We start from the raw sequence: 25,371 nt of genomic DNA on the forward strand, positions 1-25,371 counted from the left end.
GCTCGATTCTTCAAATATTATGGTGCCCAGCGAAATACCCGGTCAGAGTGGGTATGAAACGCTCTGCCGACGGGTATCCGCGGTGTATGCGGCTCGAGGCGGGCGTATCCGCCCGAGTGAACGCACTGAAGGAGCTTGTGATGATCATCCTCGGCGTGATCCTGCTGATAATCGGTTTCGTGGTGAACATTCCGATCCTGTGGACGATTGGTGTCGTCTTGCTGGTGATCGGAATCATCCTGTACGCGCTGGGCGCGGCCGGGCACGCCATCGGTGGTCGGCGGCATTACTACTGATCCGTTGTCGGCTCGTCGTGCGTATCCGTGCCAGTCGGCGCGGTCGGTACGGTGCGCTGAACGGCACGCGCAATCAGTTCCCGAAGGCAGACCTGGCGCAGCGTTCGCTGTTGCCAGTCGCTGCCGTTGCCTGTGACTGACTTGAGCTGCAGCGCCGACTCCACGCTTGAGTACTCGCCTCCCTCGTCGAGGGAGTCACGGACATGGATCAGGAGCCGGTGCAACAGTTCCGTGGCTGAAATTCTTTGTGAGGTAATCGGATCGATCGACGCTCCCAGGACGCCTTCCTTCGCGGACACCCAGGTTGCGAGGCGGAGGCTCTCGAGGGAAATGTTCGGAGCCTCGATGCCCCGGTCTATCGCGCGTAACGCAGTTGCCACCAGAGCTCGTCCAAGGGTTGCAAGTAGCGCTGCATCCTCTGCTGTCGGCTGAACGTCGCAGACTCGGATCTCGACGGTCGGTAGGTGGCAGGAAGGTCGGATATCCCAGTAGGCCATCCGCTTGTCGAGCATCACGCCGCAATCCACCATCTTCGCAACCGCGGTGTCGAAGTCCCCGGTGGTCTCGAAGTACGGCGGCGGCCCGGCGACTGGCCACCTGGACCATTGGATCGCCCGCCAACTCGCGAAGTCGGTGTCGACTCCTTGGTGGACACGGGAATTGGCGCTCAGTGCCAACAAGGCGGGCAACCAGATGCGCACGTGATTGCAGACCTGCACGGCCTGTACTTGATCAGCGACGCCCACATGTATGTGGCAACCGCAGATGCTTTGTTCGGCAGCGAGGGCGCCGAAGCGTTCGCCCATCCGGCGGTAGCGAGGCGAGTCGCTGATCTCGAAACGCGAAGGCCCCGAAAGCGGTGCGCCGACGGCCAACAGCCTGCAGCCGTTCAACTCTGCAGCTTTTGCCGCGAGCCGACGCATGTCGATCAAGTGGGTTCGGAGTTCGTCGATGCCATGGCACACGGGAGAGTTGGTCTCGACTTGGCAGCGGGACAACTCGAGCTGAAGATCCAACCCCAGTGTCGACGCGGTTTCCGCAACCGCAACATTGTCGGTGGACGGCAACCAGGAGGTCGGGTCGACGAGGATGAATTCTTCTTCGACGCCGACAGTCGGGGTCGTCGATTCGTGGCGGCCAGCGGTGGATTCGGTCGAGCAGGTGGCGCCCATGCTCGCGTCTACCCGGTCGGTCGAAGGCGGAAACCGACCCGAGGAAGCCCCGTTCTCGTCGGGAGAACGGGGCCTGTGGTCGGCCTTGCCAACATCTCGGAAGCGTCAACGAGTCCTTGCACACCGTATGAATCTGGGGACTGGCGTGCCTGGGAAAACGTACTGTGTCGGACTCGGTAAAACGAGACCCCAAGGCATGTCTCACCCCCTATTTCACCCTCGTGTGGACTTGTCCGCACGCCCTTCGCCGAGTCGCGGATCATGACCTGGCGGCCTGCGGTGGTGCAGTCTCGGCTTTATCCGTGGGGCCGCCGTTATCGAGCAGATTCCGAGAATGCGAACCCATCTAAACTAACGTCCAGCATTCGGATGTGGCGTTCTGGCGGAGTGTGTGGGTTCGGTGAGTCAACAGATATTTGATCAGTTAATCGCGTGCACAGCATCCGGAGAAGTTGTGGAACTTTCGAACTGGTATTGCGTTTCACCAGCGCAAATCTTCAGTGGTCATGGGTAAAAGTCAGAAGATGGGAGAAAGTGCCTGGGATTGTGTTGCTACCGGTTCGTTATCGCAGACGAATGTCCACTATGTGCGTGGATGACGACTCTTGAAGGCGGGCAAAACTGCGTGTCAGCTGTGTCGGAGCTTCCTCTGTCTTTGTGTTCTTGGATTGAGAGTTTCACCAGGAATATCTTTCGTGATCGACGCGCCGGGAAATTTTTCTCAAGATTTACCCACTTGCTAATTGGGGAAATAAGCGGGTTGCGGAAGACCGAAATATTGCGGGTGGGAGCTGTTATTTCCGGTGATTTGCCCATATCTTGCTGAGTGGCGTATTTGCGACCGAAGTGTCGCGCGGTCGAGAAATAATGCTTTTCATGCTTTACATTGGAAATTGCAAGATGCACGTTTCATCCTCAGTGTTAAACGAAAGGACGAACGCAATGGGTAGCTTGGAAGATTTCGACATCGCGGCACTTCTTCAGAAGGTCATCGCATTCTTCGACGGATTCTCGTCGGACGAGACCGAGACCCCCACGGGCTAAGACTTAGCGAAGCCGCTGTGCATCCGGATGACACTGGATGTGCAGCGGCTTCTCTGTATCCGGCGCCTTCATCGGCGAAGGCAATGAATCGGCGTGCGTGGTTTCGGCCCGCCACTGGGCACTAACTGGTTGCATCCGTCTGGATCAAGAGCATCGCGTCGTCGACCGGATCGAAGTACAGAGCCGGGTCGGCAACCAGTGCAGCGTCGTCACCATGAGTTTGCATGGTGACAACCCAGGCACGATCGTCGTGTTCCACGTAATAGGCACCCGCGAGGACCCCGATGGAACTGCCGCCCTTGAATCCGCCGTAAGTGAACCATTTCGCGGACTCGTCGCTGAGCGCCGGATCCTCGGCGAGAATGTCTCGAACCGGTGCGCCGCTCTCGGTCTTCGCCTTCTCTTGCAACGTGACCAACGCGGCACGCAGGTCGGCGGGCGAGGCGAACCAATCGATGTCGAAAGGCCATGCGGGGGTGGTGAATGCTGACGCCGGGATGTCCACCAGGCCGCCAGGTAGTGCCGCGAGTATCGCTCGACGCTCGTCCGGAGTTCCGTCGCGCCAAGCGATACGTTGTGCGCCTTGGTCACCCCAGCCGAGTTGGAACAGTGCGCGGGTCGGCTTGAGCGGGATGTTGAGCGAAGGATTTGCCATGCCCATCGGGGCGAATTCGGCTTCTACCTGCTCGCGCCCGACAGCAGCGATCAGCATGTCGGTGGCGGTGTTGTCGCTGATCGAGATCATCTTGCCGGCGGTATCTCGGACCGTGACTCCAGTTCCCGATGGCAGGTCCTGCATGGTCCCGCCGGGCATCGATTTGAGGTCGTCGGTGATGGTGAGCTTCTGATCCCAGGAGAGTGTCCCGTTCTGGACGGCCGTCGCGACCGCGCCGAGAACGTACAGCTTGATCGTTGACCCTGTGGGCTGTGGTGAGGTGTCGCCGACATTGAAGACTTCGGCGTTCTTTCCTTCGGTGACCTCGGTGACGGTCAGATTGGTCGGCGCGGGAAGCGCTTTGACAGCTGCCTCGAGTTCTTGCCAAGATGCGGCCGGCACATGAACGTCCTTGGTCGGTGTGATCGCCATTCCGAGGATCAGCCCGTTGCCGTCGACGTCGACGTCGACGACGACGTTGACGTCGAACGCACCGCCGGTGGTGCTGGTGATGGAAACTGTGCCGTCGGAGTCGCCTCCCTTGTAATTCACTGTTGTCCAAGGCTGTCCGGCTCGGATGGAGTCGAAGTCCGGAGGTGTCAGGATTACGGGTGCAGTGGGCCCGAAGTGTTCGGCGATTTCTTCCTGGGTCAACGGCGTGCTCGTGTTGAACGCACTGAGAAGCCAGGTGATCTGCTTGCCGACGGAGCTGTCAGGGATCGTGACCGTAGCGGGTGCCGCGGTGGGGGAGGTCTTTGTGCTGTTTTCAGAGGTTTGTGCGGAATCAGTCCCGGAAGTACATGCGGCGAGGGCGAATACCGCTGCGGAGGCAAGTGCTACCAGCGCGAGCGGGCGGCCTTTCCTGCGTGTGTGTTCGAGATTCATGGACTTATTTCATCAGCATCTTCTTCGGCGCGCGTCCGTCTGAGGTGTAGACATACTCAGCCTGAGGTACTGAATCGCTTCATCCTGGAGTACCGTCAACCACTTGTAGTGGTGACACGCGCCTTGCCGCTGGACAAATGGGGAGAAAGGCTGCACTCGAAGAACTTTCGTGATGACTGCGAGAGCTAGTTCTTGGTCGCGGCCAAAAAGGACGGTTGCGTTGACAGCGCTGCGATTTCTTCGGGGAGTTCGGGGATCCGACGATCGTACAGTTCTGCCAACTCGACCGAGCTGAAGCGTCGGACAGTCCAATTGTGTTCAGCCAACCACTGGCCCGGATCGGATCGCTTGTCGCTGTAGAACAGTTGCGAAATGTCCAGGTCGCCGAACGGGTCCTTGGCGAAGTACTTGGATCTGATGGCCGCAAGCTTGCTCGGGTCGGTTCCGGCCGGAAAGTCGTTCACCGCCAAGCGACTACCGGTGGCCGAGAGTTCGTCGATCCGCTCGAACAGGGCGTCGTGGGCCGGGCCGGGGAGATAGGCGAGCAGGCCTTCCGCCGACCAGGCTGTGGGTTCGTTCGGGTCGAAACCAGCCTCCTCGAGTGCGGCCGGCCAGTCGTTTCGCAGATCAGTAGGCACAGTGCGTCTATCGGTCTTCGGCTGGGCGTCGTGCGCAGCGAGCACTTCGGCTTTGAACTCCAGCACCTTTGGCTGATCCACTTCGAATACCGTCGATCCTGAGCTCCAATCCAGCCGGTACGCACGCGAATCCAACCCTGCTGCAACGATTACCGCCTGCCTTACTCCGGATTCGGTTGACGACGAGAAGAATTCGTCGAAGTACCTGGTTCGCAACCCCATGAAACCGCCGAAGGGGGTGTCCTCGAGGAGCGTGGGATCTTTCAGAAGAGCTGTGAAATGCGGCTCGGCTGCAGCTTCTACGAACCACGATGCGAACTTGTCTTCGATGATCGCGTCCGGACGGGTGCTCTCCAGTGCTCGGAACGTTGCCACTGCCAGCGCGGTAAGTCCGACGCTACTGACGATGTCCCACGTATCTCCATCGCTCCGCATTGTCTGGGTGTCCTTCCGCTCTTGACGACTGAGCCGAACTCTCTCGACCCTACGCCCGTGTGACCCCTCGTCGCCTGGAACGGAACGGTCGGACTTGGAGCAGCAAATACACGCTGACCGGATCGAAAAATTCTGCAGTGCAAGGCGTTCGGTTTGAATCAGCATTCTGCCAGGAATTTGCCAGGTCAGTGCCAGTGAGCGGCAAGGATGCAGGACTTCACTGGGGTGTGCCTCAGGGCTGAGAGAGAGCCTCGAGAATCCTTCGGGCAGGGGATTGATCGTGGCATGACCATCCGCCGGAACCACTTCGTGGGACCGTTCGGTTCCAGTTGATCTCTCGGACCGCACAACGAATGTCCCGTCGAGAAAGAGAGATGTGAGCCCATGTTGCAGGAAGGCTCGCTGAATGTATTGGCCGCCGCGGCGCGGAGCGGTAGCCGTGAGTCCATGGCCAGTTTGTATGCGGCGTTTCGTCCGATGGTTGTGCTGCGGTGCCGCGCCGAGCTTGATCAGGCCGTTTCCGATTCCGCCGCGGATGCCGCGTGCGTCGCCGTTCTCACGGCAGTGTGCGACGGATCGGAGACATATCAGCCTTTTCTACGCGTGCTGTACGCGAGTACAAGCATCGCGATTGCTCGGGCGGCATCCGACGGGTTCAGCGGTGGATCGCTCCCGCCTCCGACAACGCTCCCGATTGTCGAACGCGATGTCCTGGTGTTGCGGCTGATCGTCGGGCTCGATACAAAGGCGACCGCAACGTCGCTTGCCCGTACGACAGACGAGGTGTCGCTCGACCTGCATCGGGCGCTGCGGCGACTGCGAAAGTTGTCTTCTTCGAATGCAATCAGGGAGAGCTTGGTATTCACCTGAGGGCGTTCGGAATGCGCAGATTCGGGCGGGAACGGATCCCTCCCTTACTGGCCGGCCATGTATTCGATCGACGGGCCGGCAGTCCAACCGCCGTCGACGGCGATCTCGGAACCCGTTGTGTACGAGGCATCGTCGGAAAGCAGGTAGGTGACCGCTCCGACCAACTCCTCCGGGCGACCGACACGGCGATACGGATTGTTGGGGAATGCGCCCTCTTCGAGGCTGATGCCCGTCGGTGCAGTCATGGGCGTCAGGACCATGCCGGGGTGAACCGAGTTGACCCGGATCTTGTCGCGGCCGAGTTCGACGGCGGCGATCTTGCTCAGCCCACGCACGCCCCACTTGGCTGCGCCGTAACCGCTGGTCAGAGCCATGCCCATCAGGCCGGCGGCCGAGGAGATGTTCACGATGGATCCGCCGCCGGCTGCCTTCATGAACGGCACCACCGTGTGGATACCGGTGTGCACGGACACCAGGTTGATCTGGATGATGCGCTGGAACGTCTCGAGTGGTTCCTCGGCGACTGTCTGGCCGGACGCCGAGATTCCGGCGTTGTTGACCAAACCGTTGATCGCGCCGAACTCGGATACTGCGTACTCGGCGGCGGACTTCCAAGACGCTGGATCGGTGACGTCGAGGTGAACGTAACGCGCTGCGTCGCCGAGAGATTCGGCCACTGCTCGACCGTCGTCGTCGAGTAGGTCGCCGATGACGACGCGGCCGTTGCCCGCGACGATGCCGCGGGCAAACGCCTCGCCCAGGCCGCGTGCGCCGCCGGTGACGAGAACGATTTTTCCGGAGAGATCCTGAGTCATGATTGTTCCTTACCTGTAGGTGTTGCGAGATATGGCTTCGAGAACGCCCCGAGCGCGCGGGTGATGGCCTCGGGTGCGGGCGTCCGGAGGTCTGCCATCTCACGCAGTGCGGCGACTACCGCAAGTGTTGCCTGGCCCGAAGCCGCTGTGGTGTCGAGCGAGGTTTCCGGACGGTCGATCAGGCGTGCGACTTCTGGGCGAATCAGTTCCATCGTCTCGAAAGTTGCTGATTCCCAAACTCTCCGGAGTGCCGCATCACCGAAGATGATGGGCATCAGTGACCGGGTCATCGGCTCGAAGGACTCGCCGACCGATGCGATAAAGGCATTCTTCACAGCCGCTGCGAGCCCGAATTCGCGGGCTTGCGCGCTGAGTGCGGTGGCCAGACTGCGGTTTCCCTCGTCGAGCATCGGCCAGATGCTCTCCTCTTTGGTGGCGAAGCAACGGTAGAACGTTCGCTCGGAGATTTCTGCCCGCTCGGCGAGCTCCGCGATGGTCGTCGAAGTGTCGCCGCGTTCGACGAAAGCGGCAGCACAACTCTGCGAGACGCGGAGAAGTAGTGCAGTGCGGCGGGCTGTTGCCATATCCGCACTGTACCAAAAGTGGCAGAAACTGCCACAAATGGTGTCGGCCGGTCAGCCGACGTTATCTTCGATTCCGGAAACCTCCTGCTCAACTGCGTTCTTGAGGTTCAGGAGCGTCTTGCGGATGTTGCCGCGCTGAAAATCGGCGAAGGTTTTTCCTCCGGTGGCAATTTTGTCGAACATGTCGGCGGCGAAGTCCGGCCAGCCGCGCCTGTCGTCGGTCCACGTTTCGGTAACTCGGGTTCCGTCGGGCACCGGCGAGAATCGGTACTGCCAGGTTGCGATAGAGGCGGGGATCCGGGGAGTACTGAGGCCGATCTTGTGAACACGGAATTCGAAGAGCTTCCCGGCCTCGGCAGCGGTGACGGTGCATCGCGTGGTCCACTGCGCGCGCCCACGCTTGTTGTGCCCGTCGAACTCCATGCCCAGGAAAGCGCTTTCGCGGTCTCCCCGCAAGGTTGCGCCTGTGTTTTCGGGACTCCAGGCACCCATACGAGTGGGATCGCTGATGACCTCGTAGAGGGAAAGCGCGTCGGAGCTGACGACGATGCTGTCGGAGACGGTAAGTTCGCGAGCCATTTCGGTTTCAGGTTCTTTCTGTCGAGCGTGTGTGAGGTGAGTATGACGATCGGTGGTTTCGCGAACAAGATGCGGACGTGGCGGATGAACCGTCGACCTGATCGGCGTTGAACTACAGGTGCGGTTTCAGTTGGATCTTGACCGCGCCTTCCTGCTTCTTCTGGAAGATCTCGTAGGCGTGTGGCGCCTGATCGAGCGGCAGCTGATGGGTGGAAAAGGTGTCGACGCCGAGTGGGTCGTCGTCAGTGAGCAGGGGCATGATGTCCTCTACCCACTTCTTGACGTTCGCCTGGCCCATCCTGAGCTGAATCTGCTTGTCGAACATGGTCATCAGCGGCAGCGGATCAACCATTCCGCCGTAGACACCGATCAAAGAAATGGTTCCGCCGCGCCGAACGATGTCGATGGCCGAATAGACAGCGCCAAGGCGATCGATTCCTGCGTTACGCATCGCAGGCGCGGCAAGAGCATCGGGAAGGAGTCCGACGAACTGCTGCGCGAGCTTTCCGATCGGAGACCCGTGCGCTTCCATACCGACAGCGTCGATCACCGAATCGGTTCCGCGGCCGTTTGTCGCGTCTCTGATGGCATCGCCGATCTTGCTGCCGTAGTCGTCCAGGTTGAGGGTCTCGATGCCGCGTTCGGCAAGGCGCGCAAGGCGTTCGGGTACACGGTCCACACCGATTACTCGAAACCCCTTGTGGTGGGCGATACGAGCCGCCATGTCACCGATCGGTCCGAGGCCGAGGATTGTCACGGACCCACCCGGCGGAATGTCGGCGTATTCGACCGACTGCCAAGCGGTGGGGAGCACGTCGGAGAGGTAGACGAATCGCGAATCCGCGGGACCTTCGGGAACTTTGATGTGTGTGAAATGTGCTTGCGGTACTCGGAGGTACTCAGCCTGCCCGCCGGGCACCGAGCCGTAGAGCTCGGAGAAGCCGAACAATGCTGCGCCCGTTCCCTGATCGCGGACCTGCGTCGTCTCGCACTGTGTGTAGAGGCTCGAATCGCACATGAAACAGTTGCCACACGAGATCTGGAACGGAATCACGACGCGGTCACCTATCCCGAGATTCGTGACTTCCGAACCGACTTCTTCGACGATTCCCATCGGTTCATGGCCGAGAATGTCGCCGGCATTCATGAACGCACCCAGAGTCTCGTACAGGTGCAGATCGGATCCGCAGATATTCGTCGTGGTGACCTTGATGATCGCGTCGGTGGGTTCGACGATCTTCGGGTCCGGAACCGTATCGACGCTTACTTTCCGTTTGCCTTGCCAAGTCACTGCGCGCACTGGGATCGACCTCTCATCGTGGAAATGCTGTTCGCAGTCACCTGCCCGAAAGCACTGAAATGCAAACAAAATCGGTGAGGGTTGCGAGAAGTCCTGAGCGCGTTAGATTGAGATGGAGCTGGGTCCCGGTCTCTTTGCACCGGCTCCAGGACTGAGACGACGAGATGATGAGGACGATCGCATGACCGACAAAGACGACAACGACCAGTCGCCCAAGGGTGGGCACCCAGGACCCGTGGACAAGGGCGGCGACGGGGGAATGGCAACGCGAGAACAGGCGCCTGAACTGGTCGAGGAGACCTCCGGCGAGAAGTCTGACGACGAGTAGTTTCCTTTTACTCCGCGTTGGGTAACAACGGGGATAGGCCGCATCGGACCGTCCCGGAATCAATGCGGGCGAGGTTCCTCGAGGTTGAGCAGCCAGCCACGGGAACCGCCTTGAGCAGATCCCTCAACCCTGTTGTCATTCAACCCTGTAACAGCACGTGATCGAATCGGGTCCGCAGTAGTGTCGGGACCCGGAAGTCGTCAAGCGTTCGAACTATCAACTGCTCGGCAACATCCCGGAGTTTCACGTTGGTCTCTTGAGAACGCCACACGAGTATGTCGAAGGCGCGATCGGCCGAAATGCCGTAGATCACCATGAGCATGCCTTTGGCTTGCTCGATTACTCCGCGAGAAGCGGTGATTTCGTTGACCAGCACGTCGACAGACGCTTTCACCGTGCTGTCGAGGGTTTCGGTGACGTCGATGTAGAAGCCTGAGCTGCCGACCACGGCACCCGACTCGTCCACGACGCTGTCGCCGACGACGATTACCGAGTGAGTATCCCCTGCAGTGTCGATGATGCGGTGGCGGCTGCTGAACGGTCCGCCTGAAGTGCGGATGGCGTGCAGTGTCTGGGCAACGTGTCTTCGGTCGTCGGGATGCTTGTGCGAGAGCATCAATTCTGTCGTCGGAGCTACTTGGTCGGGTTCGTATCCGTGAATCCGTGCAACTTCGTCCGACCACTCCCACCGGTCGCCGTTGCGGTGATAGAGAAAGCCGCCCACCCGGTGTGGAGCCCCCGATCCTGACGTTCGCCCCAACCCGTCCTCGTTCACCACACACGCCCCCTCGTTCTCGACCTTGTCCCAACCGGCGTACTCGCCAGTTAGTTATATCGGACAAATCCGGCGGAGGTGGTGTCGGTCCCATATTTCGGAGCATCGTCTGGATCGCTACCGCATGGGTCGGGGAAACCGGCGCTCAGAGTACTTGGCGACGGTCCCACGTCACTCGCGGTTGAAACAGTGTTGCCGCTCTGTCCATTCGGTGATCGCCGCCGCGATGGCCGCAGGCTGATCCTCGGGGGCGAGATGTCCTGCGGGACCGCACTGTTCCACCTCGAGATTTGCGATATTCGATCGGCTCCACGTGACTTCGTCAGGTCCGATCATGAGAAGTTCTGCGGGGCCGCTGAAGGTGAGAAGAAGTTTGGGTACGTCAGTGCTTTTTGCGAGCCAATCGCTGTACGCCGCCACACGTGCATACACGTCACCGGGAGTTCCTTCGATGGGGAAGGATCGTGGCCACTCGAGAAGGGGTCGGCGACTCTCTCGTGACGGATAAGGGGAGCGATAGGCCTCGGCATCGGTTTCGGTCATTTCACCGAGAACCGTTCTGTGAAGCGCTATTTCGAGAAAGAAGTTCTCGTCGAGTACCTTCGTCTCTCCTGTGTCGGAGTCCCTCAGAGCTTCCACCCGTGCCCGTGCCTCTCCCGGGAAGTGTTCGTCCCAGGTCATCGGACGAAGGATCGTTTCGAAGAAGGCCACACCTCGGACGCGATCGGGGTGGCGGGCAGCCCAGTCCAGTGCAAGTGCCCCGCCCCAGTCGTGTCCGACGAGTACGACGTCGTCGAGTTCCATCTGGTCGAACCAGGCGTCGAGGTAGCGGGCGGTGTCGAGGAAGCCGTAGTTGATTGGCGGTTTGCCTGACTGCCCCATTCCGATGAGGTCAGGGGCAAGTGCGCGGCCTAGATTTCCTATCTGCGGCAGGATGTTTCGCCACAAGTGCGAGGATGTGGGGTTTCCGTGGATGAGTACGAAGGGTGTTCCTTCACCGCGCGAGCGGTAGGCCATGGTCGAGTCGAGCACGGGAATTGTGGACATTGCGACTCCTCAAATAGTTTCCATATACTCTAATTGAGATAGTAGCCATGTATTCTATTTGTATGCAAGATCGAGAAACATGGACGACAGGGTCGCTGGTGTGGCACCTTGGCTTGCGCTGGCGGGCGGGGGTTGACCGAGCGATCGCGCACCTGGGGTTGACTCACGCCCAGTATTCAGTGCTCGCGTCTCTGCATGGTCTGGTGAGTGCGGGGGAGAGGCCGAGTCAGCGAGAACTCTCAGCGCACACAGGATTGCAGCGAATCTACATATCCAAGCTCGTGCGAGCGTTGGAGAAGAGCGGGTTTGTTGTCAGTGAACGCGATAGACGCGATGCGCGAGCCGTTCGCCTCGATCTCAGTGACGAGGGCAAACGAGTCATAGAGCTCGCTAAAGACATTGTCCGCCAATTGGATGCAAAGAATACGGAAGTGCTGACGAAAACCGGAGGGCGGGAACTCGCCGAGCTCCACCGCGCCCTTGACGCGTTACTCGACGCCACCGAAGCAGCAGATGGATAATGCGCCGGTCCGCTTCGTGGCGAAACCGAAGGCGATCGTGTGCGGACCCGGTCCACAGGACGTTCGTTGGAGGACCGACGGAAGCGTCGATCCCCCAACGAGCCCTATTGTCTAGCTGTCGATCGTCACGGTGTCACGTTGATCGGTGTGGCCGATGCGAACTGCAGTGTGCCCGACATTGTTGCCGTGCCAGTGGCTGCGGCGGGGCAGACGGGTCCGGTGCCGGTGCGTGTGTAGTTCACGGTGCCGGTGTTGCTTGCCACGACGCGCTGGTTGGGAATATCGAATGGCAGCGGTCCGACAGTGCTGGCCCCGACGGTGACTGTGCATGTTGATCCGGGCATCGTGACGACTGCGCCTCCTGCAGGAATGACCAGGGATCCCTGAGCCGATCCGGTGTCTGCCGAGACGTTCAATAGCCAGGAGCCGGAGGTCGTGACCACAGCGGGTAGGCCGTTAGCCTTGCACCCGGTCAGGCTGGGGGTGCCGATATTGACGTTGACTCCGCCGGTGCCGGTGTTGGAATTACCCGGCGCGGATGGGATGGTCCCGGAGCCCGTCGTACTGGAGCAGGTAAGTGTGATCGTTCCTGTCTTGATACTGAGATTGCTGCTCGAAGCAGTCACGGCTTGACCCGCTGGAGTGACGACGGTCGAAGCCAGAGCGGTGCCGGCTGCGACCGCAATCGCGGCTGCGGCGGCAGCTGTGACGATGGTGGTGCGGCGAACTGCATGGGTCATCGATATCTCCTTGTTGTCGGTGATACTTCGTGAGTCGCCGGTGCTTGCTCTACTGCGTCCGCAGGCTGTCGGCGCCGATGTTGAACACATCGCTTGTGGTGGTCAACGAGTTGTGACCACTCGAAGACGGAACGTTGGCGCGAAGATTGACTGCCCAATTCAATGCGCCGAACAGTCCACATCCAGATGCGCCCGGTACCGCGAACGTCTGGTCGGCGTGCGTCACGTTTCTGACGGCGGCGGTATCCGGAAATCCTGGAACTTCCTCCAGGACACCATTTTCGGACACTCCGAGTTTGAACATGATCGGGTTGCTCGCAGAACCCAGATAGCAGTTGCCGCCCAGCAAGGGGTTGGAGATCTTCAATCTTGCCGGAAGTGTGACACCGAGTTGGAATGCGTCGACTGTTGGCAACGCGACCGGTTCGACTGTTGCCTTGATGGTGGTCAAGCCGCCGGGGAACGGTATACCGAGCCCGAAGATTCCTCCTGGTACCTCGATGGGGGTGGAATAGACGCCTTTGGTGCCGTCAGTGGGAGGAATGAAGATCTGGTCGAACCCGAATTCAGCGTCGGGGTTCTCGCGATAGGCGACACCGCCGGCGATATTCAACGAGCCGGAAGGAATCGGTACTTTGAGCCCGTTGATGTTCATTTCGCCGCCTTTGACGACGACATCGACACAGGTGCTTGTCTCCGGATTGGCTATCGGGCATTTTCCCCAGCCCCCGAACGGCGCATTGGGCAGCGGGGCCGCCGTCGCGGTTGACACCGCCCCGAGAGTGAGGACTCCCGCTGCGACGACGGCGAGCGCGGCTCTGAATCGTATTGTGCGCATGGACAAGTGAACTCCGTTTCGAGGTGGCAATCTGTCGTCGATGACGGTTCTGTGGTAGTGGGTTGGATTGCTAGTTGGCACTACGTTCGGCAACGACGGCAGCGGGTTCGGGTGAGCCTGCCGGCTGGGGCCTGAGGCTGTCGGCACCGATGTTGTAGACGTCACTCGTCGTGGCGAGGGAGTTGGACGTGGTGGACGAGGGAAGCCCGGCGCGCCAGTTGACGATTGGATTCAGAACGCCGAACGGGCCACATCCGGAAGCTGTCGGGACCGCGAAGGGCTGTCCGGTGTGCCCGGTGTTTCGAACGACGGCAGTATCCGGGAAACCTGGAACCTCTTCGAGGACACCGTATTCGGTCACATCCAAGTTGAGTTGGACGGGGTTGTTGTCCGAGCCCAGGTAGCATTTGCCGCCGAGGAGAGGGTTCGCGATCTTCAATTTGACGGGTAGCTTCACACCAAGCTGAAATGCGTCCACGGTGGGGAGTGCAGACGTCGACTCTACGGTGGCCGAAGCCTTGTTCAGTCCGAAGAGATTGTTGAATGGCAGGTCGATTCCGAGTGCGCCCCCGGGGATGTCGATGGGTTTGGCGTAGATCCCCCGACTGTTGTCGTTGGGTGGGATGAATACTTGGTCGAATCCGAATTCAGCCTCTGGATTCTCCCGGTATGCAACTCCGCCTGCGATGCGCATCGCCCCGGCGGGAATGCTGACGGAAAGCTTGCCGATCTTCATGTTTCCGCCGGTGACCGTGACGTCCATACAGGTGCTGGTCTCGGGATTGTCGATCGGACATGAATCCCAACCGCCGAAGGGGATCTCCGCTGCCGGGGCGGCTCCTGCAATGCTTGCTGACAAGCTTCCCACCGCAGCGGCGGTGGCGAACACAGTTGCGGTGGCGAGTGCGCCGAAAAGCCCACGCGACGTCGAACGTCGGGACATGTATTTCTCCTTTGGGTACAACCGACCAGTCGGGATTGTGATGATGAGTGACGGTAGTCACGTGTGACTTGGATGTACAGACAATTTGAAACAATTCCGACAAAAGTATTACTGCGATCGCCTCCGCTACTACTTGCGGCTGTGAGGATTGAAATTTGTTGCAGTGCTCTGTGTCTCGTCATTCACCCGCGAATCGCTGTGAGGTGCTTCGACCCGAAAAGGCGTTCGTCGACGGGAATATCGGACTCCTGTCGAAATCGAGGGGGCAATGTTTTGTCGGAGTCGCCAATGAGGGAAGTCAGGGCGAGTAACTTTGTCGAACAGCGGCTGATCGGTACTCCGGGCAGCTGCCCGAGAGAACGGATCGCCATGACGCTGATGCTGCCGCTCGACTCGATGTTCCTTCTGATGGAGTCACGGGAGCATCCCATGCACGTCGGTGGCCTGTCGCTTTTCGTTCCGCCGGAAGGGGACGACGGCGAATTCGCCAGGTCGCTCTACCGTTCGCTCACCGACGTCGACTCGATTCGGCCCCTCTTCCGTCGCAAGCCGGTGCAGTTCTTGTCGAACTTCGCGCCGGTGCGTTGGACGGAGGACGCAGACGTCGATCTCGAGTATCACGTCCGGTTGCTCGCGCTGCCCAAGCCGGGTCGAGTCCGCGAGTTGCTCGAGCTGACCTCCATGCTCCACGGCACGCTGCTCGATCGGCATCGGCCGCTGTGGGAGGCGTACGTGATCGAAGGTCTCGCCGACGGCCGAGTTGCCGTGTACATGAAGACGCACCACGCGCTCATGGATGGTGTGTCTGCTGTTCAGGCGTGGTACCGCAGCCTCTCGTCGGATCCGCACGATCGACATTCGATGCCTCCATGGGCGCAACGACCTTCTTCGGGGCGGGTTCGTGCCGGTCGCGGGCTGGACCTGCAGAGGCGGGTGGGCTCCGTGATCGAGACTGTGCAAGATGTGGTCGGGGTCGGCCCTGCGATAGTGAACGCTGCTGCCTCGGCAGTGAAGGACCACGTCGCACCGTTGCCGTTTGCTGCTCCGAAATCGATCTTCAACGTCCCGATCACCGGAGCGAGGCGTGTCGCCGCGCAGTCGTGGCCGATCGAGCGCCTGCGCAAGGTCAGCTGCGTTGCAGACGTGACGCTCAACGATGCGGTGTTGGCAATGTGCGCGGGTGCGCTACGGCGATACCTGATCGAACTGGACGAGTTGCCGGACAAACCGTTGATCGCGATGGTGCCGGTATCCCTTCGCAAAGGCGAAGAGGGTGAGGCTTCCGGCAATGCCGTAGGTGCGGTGTTGTGTGATCTGGCAACCGAATTGGCAGATCCGGCGGCCCGACTTCAGAGAGTTCACGACTCGATGAGTAGCGCCAAGTCCCTGATGTCGGGCCTGACGCCCCTGCAGATCACGGCGCTCAGTGCATTGAACGTCGCGGGTCTCGGGCTGCCGCTGATCCCTGGTTCATCCCGACTGATCACTGGGCGTCCAGTCTTCAATCTAGTGATTTCCAACGTCCCCGGCCCGACAACGACGCGCTATTGGAATGGCGCGAAACTCGAGAGCTGTTACCCGGCATCGATTCCGTTGGACGGGCAGGCGATGAACATCACCGTCATCGGCTACGCGGACACCATGCAGTTCGGGCTCGTCGGCTGCCGCCGCAATGTTCCGCACTTGCAGCGGCTCCTCGGCCATCTCGAGGAATCCTTGAGTGAGCTCGAAGCCGCCGCAGGTTGAATGCGTGAGGAAACCTCAGCTGACGGGGACCGCTCCGCGAGCGTTCGATACCAAGTGAGTGCCGATCTGAAGGAACGCGGGTACGAAGTTCGGGGTGTCGATTGCAGGCGAAAGGATGTGGGCTCCGAAATGCGCGACCACAAACTCCAGGTCGCGTGAGATCAAGAGCCTCTGGCCATGGATTCCGCTTGCCATGAACGATCCGAACGGATCATTGAGGATCCACCAGTAGTCGTGGTAGCTCATCGTCGCGGGGGCATCGACAGGGGCACGGGGGCTTCTGACCTCCGACGGATAGCCTGCGGGCACTCCCGCGGTCATCGATCGCGCGATGTGCGGTGGGATCACCTGACGATCCTCGACGGCACCGTCACAACGAATCATCTCACCCACTCTGGCCACGTCTCGAAGGGTCGCACTGAATCCGCCCGCCGCCATTTCCGTTCCAGCGGAGTCGACTATGTAGAACGCATCTTCTTCGGCTCCGATTCTTGACCAGACCAGCTCACTGAGTAGTTCGGCGAGTGAAGTTCCGGTCACGCGGCGCAGTATTTCTCCGACAGTCTCGACATTGCCGTTCTCGTAGCGGAATTCGATGCCGGTCGGGCCCGCAGTACGTGCCGTGGCGAGGTGCTCGAGAATGGTCTCCGGGCCGCGGTAATTCATGGGGCGCAGCTTCGGGGCGACTACGGCCCAGAAACGGCTGGCTTCGATGGTGCGATGGAACGGCCGACCGCCGTACGTTACATCAGTGCCCATGTGAAGAAGGTCCTGAATCCGATTGTCTCCGAACGCAGTTCCTGCCAACTCGGGAATGAATTTCGACGCCCGATCGTCGCGGTCGAACAATCCTTGTGCTTCGACCAGTGCAGCCATCAAACCGACGTAGGATTTCGCCATCGATGCATTGAGGTGCGGTTCGTGCGGTTTGCAACCGTGCAAGTAACTCTCGTACACGATGCGTCCCCGATGTAGCACTGCGATACCGTCACTGTGCGCACCCGCGAGGAACTCGGACACCGTCTGCTTCGGCTGATCCGGAAGGTTCAACGTGACACCGGACAGATCCGTGTAGTCGGTCGGTAGGGTCCATTTGGGTCCGTCGCCGCGCCACACACGGCGAGTCGCTACCATCTCTCGTATGGTTGTGGCTTGTTGGCGCACGTCGGCCGGGTCGGTGAATCCGCGCGCCCAGGGGATGTCATCCGTTGCGATGTTTTGTGCCATCTGAGGTCTACTTCCGTCTTGATTGCCGAGTTGGAGTGTTGATTGCCGCGTTCGTAGTTGATGAACTGAATTGCCTAGTGCCGAAGCGCATTCTGTTCATGTAGGGGGTTGGCGGATGGCCCGGAGAGTAGGGCCGCACTGTCGCGGGCGTAGGGGCGATACAGTGCGCCTGAAGCGACTCCGTTGACGGTGGTCAGCACTACGGTGACGATGAAGAGCGCGCCTTGTAATCCGATTCTGTCGCCGAGGGTTCCGACCAAGACAGCGTATCCGGCGTAGGCCAGCGCTTCGACTGTCGAGACGGAGACGGCAAAGGCCAGGGCTCGCAGTTCCGGACGAACTATGGCCATGATAATCGGCCGATTTACCACTGGGACCTGACCTTGAAGGACGCCGACGATCCCGAACAAGACCGCGTAGACGCCGATGCTGTTCCAGGAAATCTGCGTAGCGATCAGTGCTGCGGCCGCGAATCCGAGTTGGCTGGCCTGAAGCATGATGATGCGGCCGTTTCGGGGTCGTTTGACGTGTACGGCGTCGTTGACTCGTCCGCCGACGAACGTGCCGAGCAGGTACCCGATTGCGAAGGGCGGTGCGATGATCGAAGCAGTTGCGGTCGTGAATCCGTGCTCCTCGACGAGAAATACGATGCTGAAGCTCATGATGACGTTCTGGCCCGAGAATGCGCGTTGTACGAGTAGGTATCGGAATGTCTTGATAGCGAGTAGCTCTCGTATCCCTTCGCGCCAGAATCTTGCTTTGGAGCCGAGATCGTCGGTGGTCGTCTGTGCAGGCGCATCGCCGGATTCAGGATCGTCGAGGAAAAGCATGATAAGCACACCGATGGCGATGCAGATTGCACCGGTGATGATGTATCCGTAGCGCCATCCATCTTCGAAGCGAGACAAAAGCCCGAATATCGGGGCGGTCGCGCCGGTGATGACGGCGACGCCGCCGTATACCAATCCCGTTGCGCGGCCCCTCCGGGCGTCCTCGTACAGATCTCCGAGGATGGACAATGCAATCGAGCCGGCGCCGGCGAAACCTGCGGCGCCGATCGCATAGAGGACGAGAAACTGAGTGAAACTGCCGGACAATCCGGCCAGGATTACCCAGGCACCCCAGAACCCTGAACAGATGGCAAGTACCGACTTGCGAGAATATCGTCGGGCAAGGAACGCCCAGGGGATTGCCGTGAAGACCCCGACGGCCTTGGCCACTGCAACGATCGTGCCGAGCGCCGCCGATGACAATCCCATGGCCTCACGCATGAGAGGGAAGAGCACGGACGTCACGCTGCTTTCGGCGTTGTCCATTGCCGTGGAGCCGGTCAGGAGTGCGAGGTTCTTACCTCGCCGACTGCGTGGAAACTGAGTAGGTGCCGCAAGTTCTGTGGTCATTGTTCCCTCTCGAAAAATGCCGATGATTGCTTGGGCGCGGTGGGCAGCGCTCGGCGGTCGACTGTGCACTGAGTCACAGTGAGCATTAATGGAGACAATATACATAAATAGACATACTGTCTATCTCTTTGTTCAAAGTTGGATGACAGTGCAGGTGCCGAGTCCCGCAACCGTGACGCCTACGGCCAAAGTCGCCATGACAATGAACGGTATTTCTCGAGAATCCTTGTCGTCCAGACTGAGTCGACGATGACGGATTGTCGTGCCCACGATGACTCCGGCAGTCGTAATGATGAGCGTGGCGAACACTGCGATTCGTAGAACGGACGGATGCAAAGCGATTTCGCGACCGGTGACCACTGACACAGTCACAGAGGAGAGGGCAGTTCGTCGCCAGGCGAGCACGGTTCGCTCGGGTTGCAGTCCGGGCGGCTCGTTTTTCGTCACAACACGGTCATCCCTACGCCGAGACCCGCAACGACACACACCCCGCCGACGAGAAGCGCGATCATCGGTGACGTGGGTAAGGGAAGATCACGCCTCATCGCGGTTTGGACGGCCTTCCAGTGTCTGAGCGCGCCGAGCGCTACAGCCGACGCCACGACGGTGCACACGACTCCGAGCATTTTGTACATATTGTCGTCGTTTTCGGATACGTAGAACTGACCGACTGCGACGCCGCCTGCCAACAACCCCAACGCAGTTCGTATCCAAGCCAGAAATGTTCGTTCGTTCGCAAGACTGAATCTGTAGTCCGGTTCGTGATCGATCACGGTGATTGCCTCTGAAATGTCGAGTGCCCGCCAGGCCGTCACGTCGAGCGTATGACGACCTGGCGGGCGCGAAATTGGATACGACTGTCTTTGAATGATCTTCAGGTGGTGAGTAATTGACGCGCGATTCCGTTCTTCTGAATCTCGGAGGAGCCGGTGAGGATTCGGAACATCCTCAACCGCTGGAACAGTGATTCGACCTCCGAACCACGGATGACCCCGGCTTTTCCGTGAATCTGAACTGCGTGGTCGGCGATGGTGAAGGCCTTCTCGGCAACGAACAGCTTGCACATGAATGCTTCGGTACGCGGACTCCCACCAGCATCGAGTGTGGCGAGTGCGTCGTAGGTCATCGAGCGCGCAGCGTAGTAGTCGGTCGCCATGTCGGCGAGTTTGTGTTGGATGGACTGCAACATCGCAAGAGGAGCGCCCTGCACCTGGCGAGTCTTGCTGTACTCCAACGACAATTCCAGTGCTCGGCGGGCTCCCCCGAGGACGGTGGGGCAGTGCAACAACCGGTTGACTGTGACTCGACCGAGTCCGATTCTCAAGCCTTCGCCCACATTTCCGAGAAGCTGTTCCGGCCCCACGTAGCAGCCGTCGAGGATGATGTCCGCTTCGATGTGCTGACCGGACATCGGGACGTCACCGTCCGCCACTGTGCAGCCAGGAGAATCCAAGTCGACCAGGAAGGCCGAGTACGAATCCGGTCCGTCGCCGTCGGATGCCATCTTTGCGATCAGTACCGAAAAGTCGGCGAAGGGGCCCGCGGACGAGAACACCTTGTGGCCGTTGAGGCGCCATCCAGCACCGTCCGGGGTAGCTGTGGTGAGCATGCCGCGAACATCGGAACCTGCGTCGTTCTCGGTGAGAGAAAAGCAGCACGCCTTCTCTCCTCGCAGCACCGGAATCAAGTACTTTTCCAACTGGTGCTCGGTGGCGTATTGAAAGATCGATCCCGCGCGGAGTGGGCCACCCATGTCTCCGAGCACGGACGTCGCGAGGACCCGCGGCGATGCACCGACCTCTTCTTTGAGTGCGGCGAGTTCGGTAAAGGTGAGGTTCTGGCCGCCGAGTTCAGTGGGGAGGTGTATTCCGTAGAAGCCGAGTTCGCGGCTGCGTCTCCACACTGGCTCGAGCGTCTCACGGATGTAGTGGGATTCTTGAGTGAGACCCAATTCGGCTTCGTACTCGGCTAGTTCGCCGTCGAGATAGTCGCGTAGACGCTCGACGAGCGATTGAAGTCTTGGATTGTCTTCGTAGGTAGGGGTGAGAGCGAATGACATGTCTATTTCCTGTCAGTTGACGTGACGGTCAGCGGTGGTCCAGTAGGTCGCGCGAATCGCGCGGCGATCGATCTTGCCGTTTCGGTTGACAGGCAACGAATCTGCGAAGTCGACCGAACGTGGCTTCTTCATGCTTGCCAGACGCGTCGAGCAGTGCGCGATCAATTCCATTGCGGTGGTGTCAGTTCCATCTCTGGTCACCACGACAGCCTTGACTGCTTCGCCCCACTTCGGATCGGGAACTCCCACTACGCAGACTTCGGAAACGGCGGGATGTTCGTACAAAGCGGCCTCCACCTCGCTGCAGTAGATGTTGAATCCGCCCGAGATGATCATGTCCTTCTTGCGGTCGACGATGAACAGGTAGCCGTCTTCGCGGAAATAGCCGACATCACCCGTGTGGACCCAGCCGTTCCTGAACGTCTCAGCCGACAGCTCGGGTTCGTGGAAGTATTCGCGGACACAGTCCGGACCACTGGCTACGATCTCGCCGATCGTGCCGGCCGGGACCTGTACGCCGTTGTCGTCGACCACGCGAACATCGGTGTCGTATGCCGGCCGGCCGCACGAGAGAAGAAGCTCAGGGTCGGATTCGATACCGCGCACCACGTCTTCAGCGGTCAAGACAGTGACGACGCTGGTCGTTTCGCCGAGCCCGTATCCCTGAATGACGATGGGACCGAACACCTTTACCGCGTCGCGCATCCGTTGTGGAGAAACCGGCGCTGCGCCTACGCCGATGCAGCGCAGAGAGCTCAGGTCGACGTCGGTAACCGACGGATGGTCCATCAGCAAGTTGAGCATCGTCGGGACCACCATGGTGGTGGTGATCCGCTCACGTTCGATGGTCTGCAGGAACGTCCTCGTGTCCCATGCCGGCAGGATCACCACTGCGGCGCCCCTGGCGAACATTCCGAGCATCACCATGCCGGAAGCGTGTGTGATCGGGCCGGGGGCGAGGTAGCGATCACCAACAGTCGGCGCGCCTTCGGGGCTCATCAGTCGCTTGCGCATGTTCGCCAAGCGGTTGCCGTGACTCTGGACCGCAGCCTTGAGCTTGCCGGTGGACCCGGATGTGTAGTTGAGGACAGCCGGGGCGTCAATGTCGACGTCCACCTCGACGTTGTCTTCGCTGCCCCTTGCCGTCAGTTCGTGATAACTGTCCGCGCCGGGAGTCGAAGTGCTGTAGTCGATCACCCTGCAGTTCAGCCCTGCGTCGGCGACGACCTTCAGCGCCACGCCGGCGTGTGCGGCGTCGACGAAGAGAACACGCACATCGGCGTCGGCGAGGATATGCCCGAGTTCGTCGGCGCCCAGTCGTGCGTTGATCGGTACCCTGACGAATCCTCCCTTGTACAAGGCCATTTCGGTCACTACGAGTTCCCCGCAGTTTCCGGCAAAGGTTCCGATCATGTGTCCGGGCCGTGTCCCGATCACTGCGAGAGCCGACGCGAGACGGTTTGCGGCCGTATCGAGCTCGCTGTAGGTCCACCGGCCTTCGCCGCAGACAAGGGCTTCGAGATCGGGGTAGTAGCTGGCGCTTCGGGCGAGATAAGTACCGAGGTTCATGGACATCTCCAGAGAAAATCGACATCACGAATGTTAATGGACAGTCTGTCTATATTCGATCGTCCTGTCAACGTTGAACTATGCTTCGTACAACAGTGCGAAGGAAGGGAACCCAATGCCTCCAGAAGACAGACGTGTCCGGCGTACCCGACGATTGCTGCGGGATGCCTTGGTCTCGCTCGTTCTGGAACGGGGATATGCCGGGATCACCGTCGAAGACATCACGGACCGTGCAGATTTGGGTCGGGCGACGTTCTACAGTCACTACACCGACAAAGACGATTTGCTCGGTCAAGTCGTGTCCGATCTGGCCGATGACCTGCAAGAGCGGCTCGGTCCACTCATTCCCGCCTCTTCGATCGGATTCACCGGCAAGCCTGTGCTCGAGATGTTCAGGCATGCCGCTGAGGAACGTGACGTCTACCGTGTGATCCTGCGTGGTGAGGGGGATGGCAAGGCGCTGCGAAAGTTCGTCGAAGACCGCAGCGTCGCCGCTGTGCGGATATTTTCCGCACGGGCAGAAGCGCTCGGGGTTACTCCGCGAATCGACATCGAAGTACTCTCGCGGGCATGGGTGGGTGAACAGATCGCGGTCATGCAGTGGTGGCTCGAGTCCGACCCGCCACCGCTGACGCCGGAAGAAGTCACCGAGATGCTGCTCGAACTTTCGTTGCGGGGACGCTACTGGTCTTCGGGTTTCGACGGCGAATTGAAGTCCGAATAGCCGCTGTCACGTCTCGCCGTTGCCGCGGCGGCTTCGTCGAGAACCGACTCGGTGTGCTCGCCCACGTACGGAGTCGGAAGTCGAAAACTGTTCAGTCCCAAGCTGAATTGCGCCGGGAATCTCATCTGGGGCCAGCTTTCTCCGTTTTCGGTCGCGACCTCGCTGAACAGGTTTCGAGCGATGACATGGGGATCGCTCATCAGTTGTCCGGCGTCGGTGAACACCGGCGCCCACGGCGCATTGATCGCAGTCAACGATTTTTCCCACCACTCGTATGTGTGCGTACCGAAGGTCGTGACCAGGAGTTCCCGCAACTCTGCCTTGTGCTGTGTTCGGGTCCATCGATCGTCGTAGCGCAGTGTGTTCAGTGTCGGAAACTCAGCGCTGAATGCTGTTCGGAACTCGATCCAGAACTTGTCTTCGAAAGTGGCAAGTGAAAGCAAGCAACCGTCGGAAGTCTCGAAAATGTCGTTGTCTCCCTGGACGGTCGGTGAATCGGTAGGGTTCTCGATATCGCGGATCATGAGCGCGAAAGGCGCGCACCAGGCGGTTGCAGCCTCGGCGAGGGAAATGTCTATGTGTTGTCCGCGTCCGTGCTTGTCCACGCTGGCGAGAGCAACCGAGATGGACAGTGCTGCGTACATCGAACCCACCAGATCACCGGCCCGGATACCAGGGCGGGTGACGACTCCGTCGGTGCACCCGGGAACTGCGAAAAAGCCGGAAAGACCGAGGAAGTTCAATTCGTGCCCCGGCTTGTCGGCATAGGGTCCGGACTGCCCGTAACCGGTGATCGAACATAATACGATGCGTGGGTTGGCTTTTCGAAGTACGTCGTAGCCGAGTCCCATGCCTGCCAGTACCTGTGGCCGGAACCCCTCGACCACTGCATCTGCAGTCTCGACCAGTCGAAGGAACGTCTCGCGATCGGATTCGAGACGGAGATCGAGCGCGATTGATCGCTTGTTCCTGTTCAACGAAGCCATCCGTTCACCAGCTGCCCGCGTGGGATCAGGTCGCTTCGGGTTCTCGACCTTGACCACGTCGGCGCCCAGATCTGCGAGCAGCGTCGTCGCAAACGGGCCGGGCAGAAGTCGAGAGAGATCGAGAACGCGCTTGCCGTGTAAGAAACTCCATTCCGACGTGTTGTCACTGTCCATGTTCACACTCCGAAGACTGTCGAGGCAGTAGCCGATAACGCCAAACCCTCACCGGCACGGCATTGTTCGTAACTGCTGGATCCCAGGATGATCAACCTGATCGATAATTGGCAGACTATCGATTAATGAACAGGATGTCTACGAATTGATTGCGGCGAGGTTTTGTTCTGCTTTGTCGACGCGACGCTCAGCAACACGGAGTTCCTTCTCGGATTCTCGAACCGCAGCGTCACTGGTCTTCTCGGCGTTCCGTGCGAACTGCCGTTGCTGCTCAGCGTGCTCGAGTTCGGTGCGCAGTTCTTCAACGCGCCGTTCGACGTCGGAGAGCGTCGTTCTGGCTTCCTGGAGTTCGGCGGTCTCGGACTTCACCCGGCGGCGGATCTCGTCGGCCTGCGCCGTGGCTTCCTTCAATTCTGCTTTTGCTCTGGCTTGTTCGGCCTTCAGTTCCGGAGTTTTCGACTTCGGAGTCGTCGGCTCTTCAATCGCGGCGTGCTGCGGTGATTTCTCATTCACCGCGGCGAGCCCGGCGGGTCCGAAACCGCTGTAAGTCGCAGCGGTCACGACCCGTCCGAGTCGAACCTGCGCGGCAGTCTCCTCATCGGCCAGGGCGGCATTGAGAGTCTGGGCGACATCGCGCAACGAATCCTCGCCGACGCTTTTTCCCCGTGAAGCGGCGATCTCACCGGATTTGTGGGCGAGACTCCGCACCACCTGCTGCCTCTGTGTCGTCAGCCGTCGCAAGTCCGGGCCCGAGAGATGGCGTTGAGCGTCGCGTAGCGATTCGCCAAGCGCGAGAAGTGCATCCAGATCCTCTGGTGCATCGCGCGAGATGAGATTGACCAACCACCCCACGGTGGTCGGCTTCCGAAGTTTGCCGATTTCCGCGGCCAATGTGCGGTCGTTGTCCTCCCGGGCGGCCTTCACATGATGTGTACGCGCCTCGACGAACTCGCCGGGGTCGAGCCCGTACAGTTCGTTGGCGACATCATCGAGGGTCACGTATCCATATTGGCACTCGGAA

At 60.0% G+C, this 25,371-nt stretch carries 26 protein-coding genes; 6 read left to right on the forward strand and 20 right to left on the reverse strand.

The window, feature by feature from the left end; translation table 11 throughout:
- The first annotated feature begins 140 nt into the window (after positions 1-140).
- The gene (locus QM609_RS10690; RefSeq protein WP_003945912.1) at positions 141-296 is read left to right on the forward strand and encodes a DUF6131 family protein; all 156 of its coding nucleotides are present in this window, start codon (positions 141-143) and stop codon (positions 294-296) included.
- Here QM609_RS10690 and QM609_RS10695 read toward each other — a convergent pair.
- The 3 genes from QM609_RS10695 to QM609_RS10705 form a co-directional block, all read right to left on the reverse strand.
- A complete protein-coding gene (locus QM609_RS10695; protein WP_058037545.1) occupies positions 290-1,468 on the reverse strand; it encodes a carboxylate-amine ligase in 1,179 nt (392 codons plus the stop codon). The genes QM609_RS10690 and QM609_RS10695 overlap by 7 nt on opposite strands.
- Positions 1,469-2,633: 1,165 nt before the next feature.
- Complete coding sequence (locus tag QM609_RS10700; protein ID WP_076949147.1) at positions 2,634-4,052, reverse strand: serine hydrolase; 1,419 nt, start codon at positions 4,050-4,052, stop codon at positions 2,634-2,636.
- Positions 4,053-4,237: 185 nt separating this feature from the next.
- The gene (locus QM609_RS10705; protein ID WP_076949146.1) at positions 4,238-5,125 is read right to left on the reverse strand and encodes a class I SAM-dependent methyltransferase; all 888 of its coding nucleotides are present in this window, start codon (positions 5,123-5,125) and stop codon (positions 4,238-4,240) included.
- 384 nt (positions 5,126-5,509) lie between these two features.
- On the opposite strand from QM609_RS10705, the gene QM609_RS10710 reads away from it, so the two are divergent.
- Complete coding sequence (locus QM609_RS10710; protein WP_076949145.1) at positions 5,510-5,995, forward strand: RNA polymerase subunit sigma; 486 nt, start codon at positions 5,510-5,512, stop codon at positions 5,993-5,995.
- Between the two features lie 44 nt (positions 5,996-6,039).
- On the opposite strand, the gene QM609_RS10715 is transcribed toward QM609_RS10710, so the two are convergent.
- The 4 genes from QM609_RS10715 to QM609_RS10730 all read right to left on the reverse strand — a co-directional run bounded on the left by QM609_RS10715 (position 6,040) and on the right by QM609_RS10730 (position 9,273).
- On the reverse strand, positions 6,040-6,810 hold the full coding sequence (locus tag QM609_RS10715; RefSeq protein WP_076949144.1) for a glucose 1-dehydrogenase: 771 nt from the start codon (positions 6,808-6,810) through the stop codon (positions 6,040-6,042).
- Entirely contained in the window at positions 6,807-7,394 is a 588-nt protein-coding gene (locus QM609_RS10720) for a TetR/AcrR family transcriptional regulator (protein ID WP_007734655.1), read from the reverse strand. The genes QM609_RS10715 and QM609_RS10720 overlap by 4 nt, the downstream gene beginning before the upstream one ends.
- Positions 7,395-7,445: 51 nt before the next feature.
- Complete coding sequence (locus tag QM609_RS10725; RefSeq protein WP_042452472.1) at positions 7,446-7,973, reverse strand: SRPBCC family protein; 528 nt, start codon at positions 7,971-7,973, stop codon at positions 7,446-7,448.
- 112 nt (positions 7,974-8,085) lie between these two features.
- On the reverse strand, positions 8,086-9,273 hold the full coding sequence (locus QM609_RS10730) for a zinc-dependent alcohol dehydrogenase (protein WP_076949143.1): 1,188 nt from the start codon (positions 9,271-9,273) through the stop codon (positions 8,086-8,088).
- A 181-nt stretch (positions 9,274-9,454) separates the two neighbouring features.
- On the opposite strand from QM609_RS10730, the gene QM609_RS10735 reads away from it, so the two are divergent.
- Entirely contained in the window at positions 9,455-9,601 is a 147-nt protein-coding gene (locus QM609_RS10735; RefSeq protein ID WP_164490549.1) for a hypothetical protein, read from the forward strand.
- Between the two features lie 139 nt (positions 9,602-9,740).
- Here the strand turns inward: QM609_RS10735 and QM609_RS10740 are convergent, their stop codons facing one another.
- Complete coding sequence (locus QM609_RS10740; RefSeq protein WP_037132380.1) at positions 9,741-10,379, reverse strand: PAS and ANTAR domain-containing protein; 639 nt, start codon at positions 10,377-10,379, stop codon at positions 9,741-9,743.
- 168 nt (positions 10,380-10,547) lie between these two features.
- On the reverse strand, positions 10,548-11,423 hold the full coding sequence (locus QM609_RS10745; RefSeq protein ID WP_076949142.1) for a haloalkane dehalogenase: 876 nt from the start codon (positions 11,421-11,423) through the stop codon (positions 10,548-10,550).
- A gap of 62 nt (positions 11,424-11,485) precedes the next feature.
- Between QM609_RS10745 and QM609_RS29260 the strand changes: the two genes are divergently transcribed.
- Positions 11,486-11,944 carry a MarR family winged helix-turn-helix transcriptional regulator gene (locus QM609_RS29260; RefSeq protein WP_176741993.1) on the forward strand — a complete coding sequence of 153 codons (459 nt, stop codon included), beginning with the start codon at positions 11,486-11,488 and terminating at the stop codon, positions 11,942-11,944.
- Positions 11,945-12,069: 125 nt separating this feature from the next.
- On the opposite strand, the gene QM609_RS10750 is transcribed toward QM609_RS29260, so the two are convergent.
- From QM609_RS10750 to QM609_RS10760, 3 genes are all read right to left on the reverse strand, one after another.
- On the reverse strand, positions 12,070-12,684 hold the full coding sequence (locus QM609_RS10750) for a hypothetical protein (RefSeq protein WP_047269291.1): 615 nt from the start codon (positions 12,682-12,684) through the stop codon (positions 12,070-12,072).
- 49 nt (positions 12,685-12,733) lie between these two features.
- Positions 12,734-13,522, reverse strand: coding sequence for a hypothetical protein (locus QM609_RS10755; RefSeq protein WP_003945568.1), 789 nt, complete (start codon positions 13,520-13,522; stop codon positions 12,734-12,736).
- Between the two features lie 70 nt (positions 13,523-13,592).
- Positions 13,593-14,465 carry a hypothetical protein gene (locus QM609_RS10760; RefSeq protein WP_007734676.1) on the reverse strand — a complete coding sequence of 291 codons (873 nt, stop codon included), beginning with the start codon at positions 14,463-14,465 and terminating at the stop codon, positions 13,593-13,595.
- A gap of 369 nt (positions 14,466-14,834) precedes the next feature.
- On the opposite strand from QM609_RS10760, the gene QM609_RS10765 reads away from it, so the two are divergent.
- Positions 14,835-16,211: a WS/DGAT/MGAT family O-acyltransferase gene (locus tag QM609_RS10765; RefSeq protein WP_003945789.1), complete on the forward strand. Its 1,377-nt coding sequence runs from the start codon at positions 14,835-14,837 to the stop codon at positions 16,209-16,211.
- Between the two features lie 15 nt (positions 16,212-16,226).
- Here the strand turns inward: QM609_RS10765 and QM609_RS10770 are convergent, their stop codons facing one another.
- From QM609_RS10770 to QM609_RS10795, 6 genes are all read right to left on the reverse strand, one after another.
- Positions 16,227-17,438, reverse strand: coding sequence for a serine hydrolase domain-containing protein (locus QM609_RS10770; RefSeq protein WP_042452453.1), 1,212 nt, complete (start codon positions 17,436-17,438; stop codon positions 16,227-16,229).
- Positions 17,439-17,512: 74 nt separating this feature from the next.
- Positions 17,513-18,838 (reverse strand): MFS transporter, encoded by a 1,326-nt coding sequence (locus tag QM609_RS10775; RefSeq protein WP_007734679.1) that lies wholly within the window; start codon positions 18,836-18,838, stop codon positions 17,513-17,515.
- Between the two features lie 132 nt (positions 18,839-18,970).
- Positions 18,971-19,285, reverse strand: a complete 315-nt coding sequence (locus tag QM609_RS10780) for a DUF202 domain-containing protein (protein ID WP_052417036.1) — start codon at positions 19,283-19,285, stop codon at positions 18,971-18,973.
- Complete coding sequence (locus QM609_RS10785) at positions 19,282-19,653, reverse strand: YidH family protein (RefSeq protein WP_007734681.1); 372 nt, start codon at positions 19,651-19,653, stop codon at positions 19,282-19,284. The genes QM609_RS10780 and QM609_RS10785 overlap by 4 nt, the downstream gene beginning before the upstream one ends.
- Positions 19,654-19,712: 59 nt before the next feature.
- Positions 19,713-20,897, reverse strand: a complete 1,185-nt coding sequence (locus QM609_RS10790) for an acyl-CoA dehydrogenase family protein (RefSeq protein WP_007734683.1) — start codon at positions 20,895-20,897, stop codon at positions 19,713-19,715.
- A gap of 12 nt (positions 20,898-20,909) precedes the next feature.
- Entirely contained in the window at positions 20,910-22,466 is a 1,557-nt protein-coding gene (locus tag QM609_RS10795) for an acyl-CoA synthetase (RefSeq protein ID WP_076949153.1), read from the reverse strand.
- Between the two features lie 115 nt (positions 22,467-22,581).
- Between QM609_RS10795 and QM609_RS10800 the strand changes: the two genes are divergently transcribed.
- Complete coding sequence (locus QM609_RS10800) at positions 22,582-23,190, forward strand: TetR/AcrR family transcriptional regulator (protein ID WP_007734687.1); 609 nt, start codon at positions 22,582-22,584, stop codon at positions 23,188-23,190.
- Here the strand turns inward: QM609_RS10800 and QM609_RS10805 are convergent.
- Both QM609_RS10805 and QM609_RS10810 read right to left on the reverse strand, forming a co-directional pair.
- Positions 23,148-24,350 (reverse strand): CaiB/BaiF CoA transferase family protein, encoded by a 1,203-nt coding sequence (locus tag QM609_RS10805; RefSeq protein ID WP_073513486.1) that lies wholly within the window; start codon positions 24,348-24,350, stop codon positions 23,148-23,150. The genes QM609_RS10800 and QM609_RS10805 overlap by 43 nt on opposite strands.
- 138 nt (positions 24,351-24,488) lie before the next feature.
- Positions 24,489-25,349, reverse strand: coding sequence for a hypothetical protein (locus QM609_RS10810; protein ID WP_073513487.1), 861 nt, complete (start codon positions 25,347-25,349; stop codon positions 24,489-24,491).
- Between the last annotated feature and the right edge of the window lie 22 nt (positions 25,350-25,371).

Origin of the sequence: Rhodococcus sp. IEGM 1302, from assembly GCF_030056935.1 — a bacterium.
GTDB classification, from domain to species: Bacteria; Actinomycetota; Actinomycetes; order Mycobacteriales; family Mycobacteriaceae; genus Rhodococcus_F; species Rhodococcus_F qingshengii.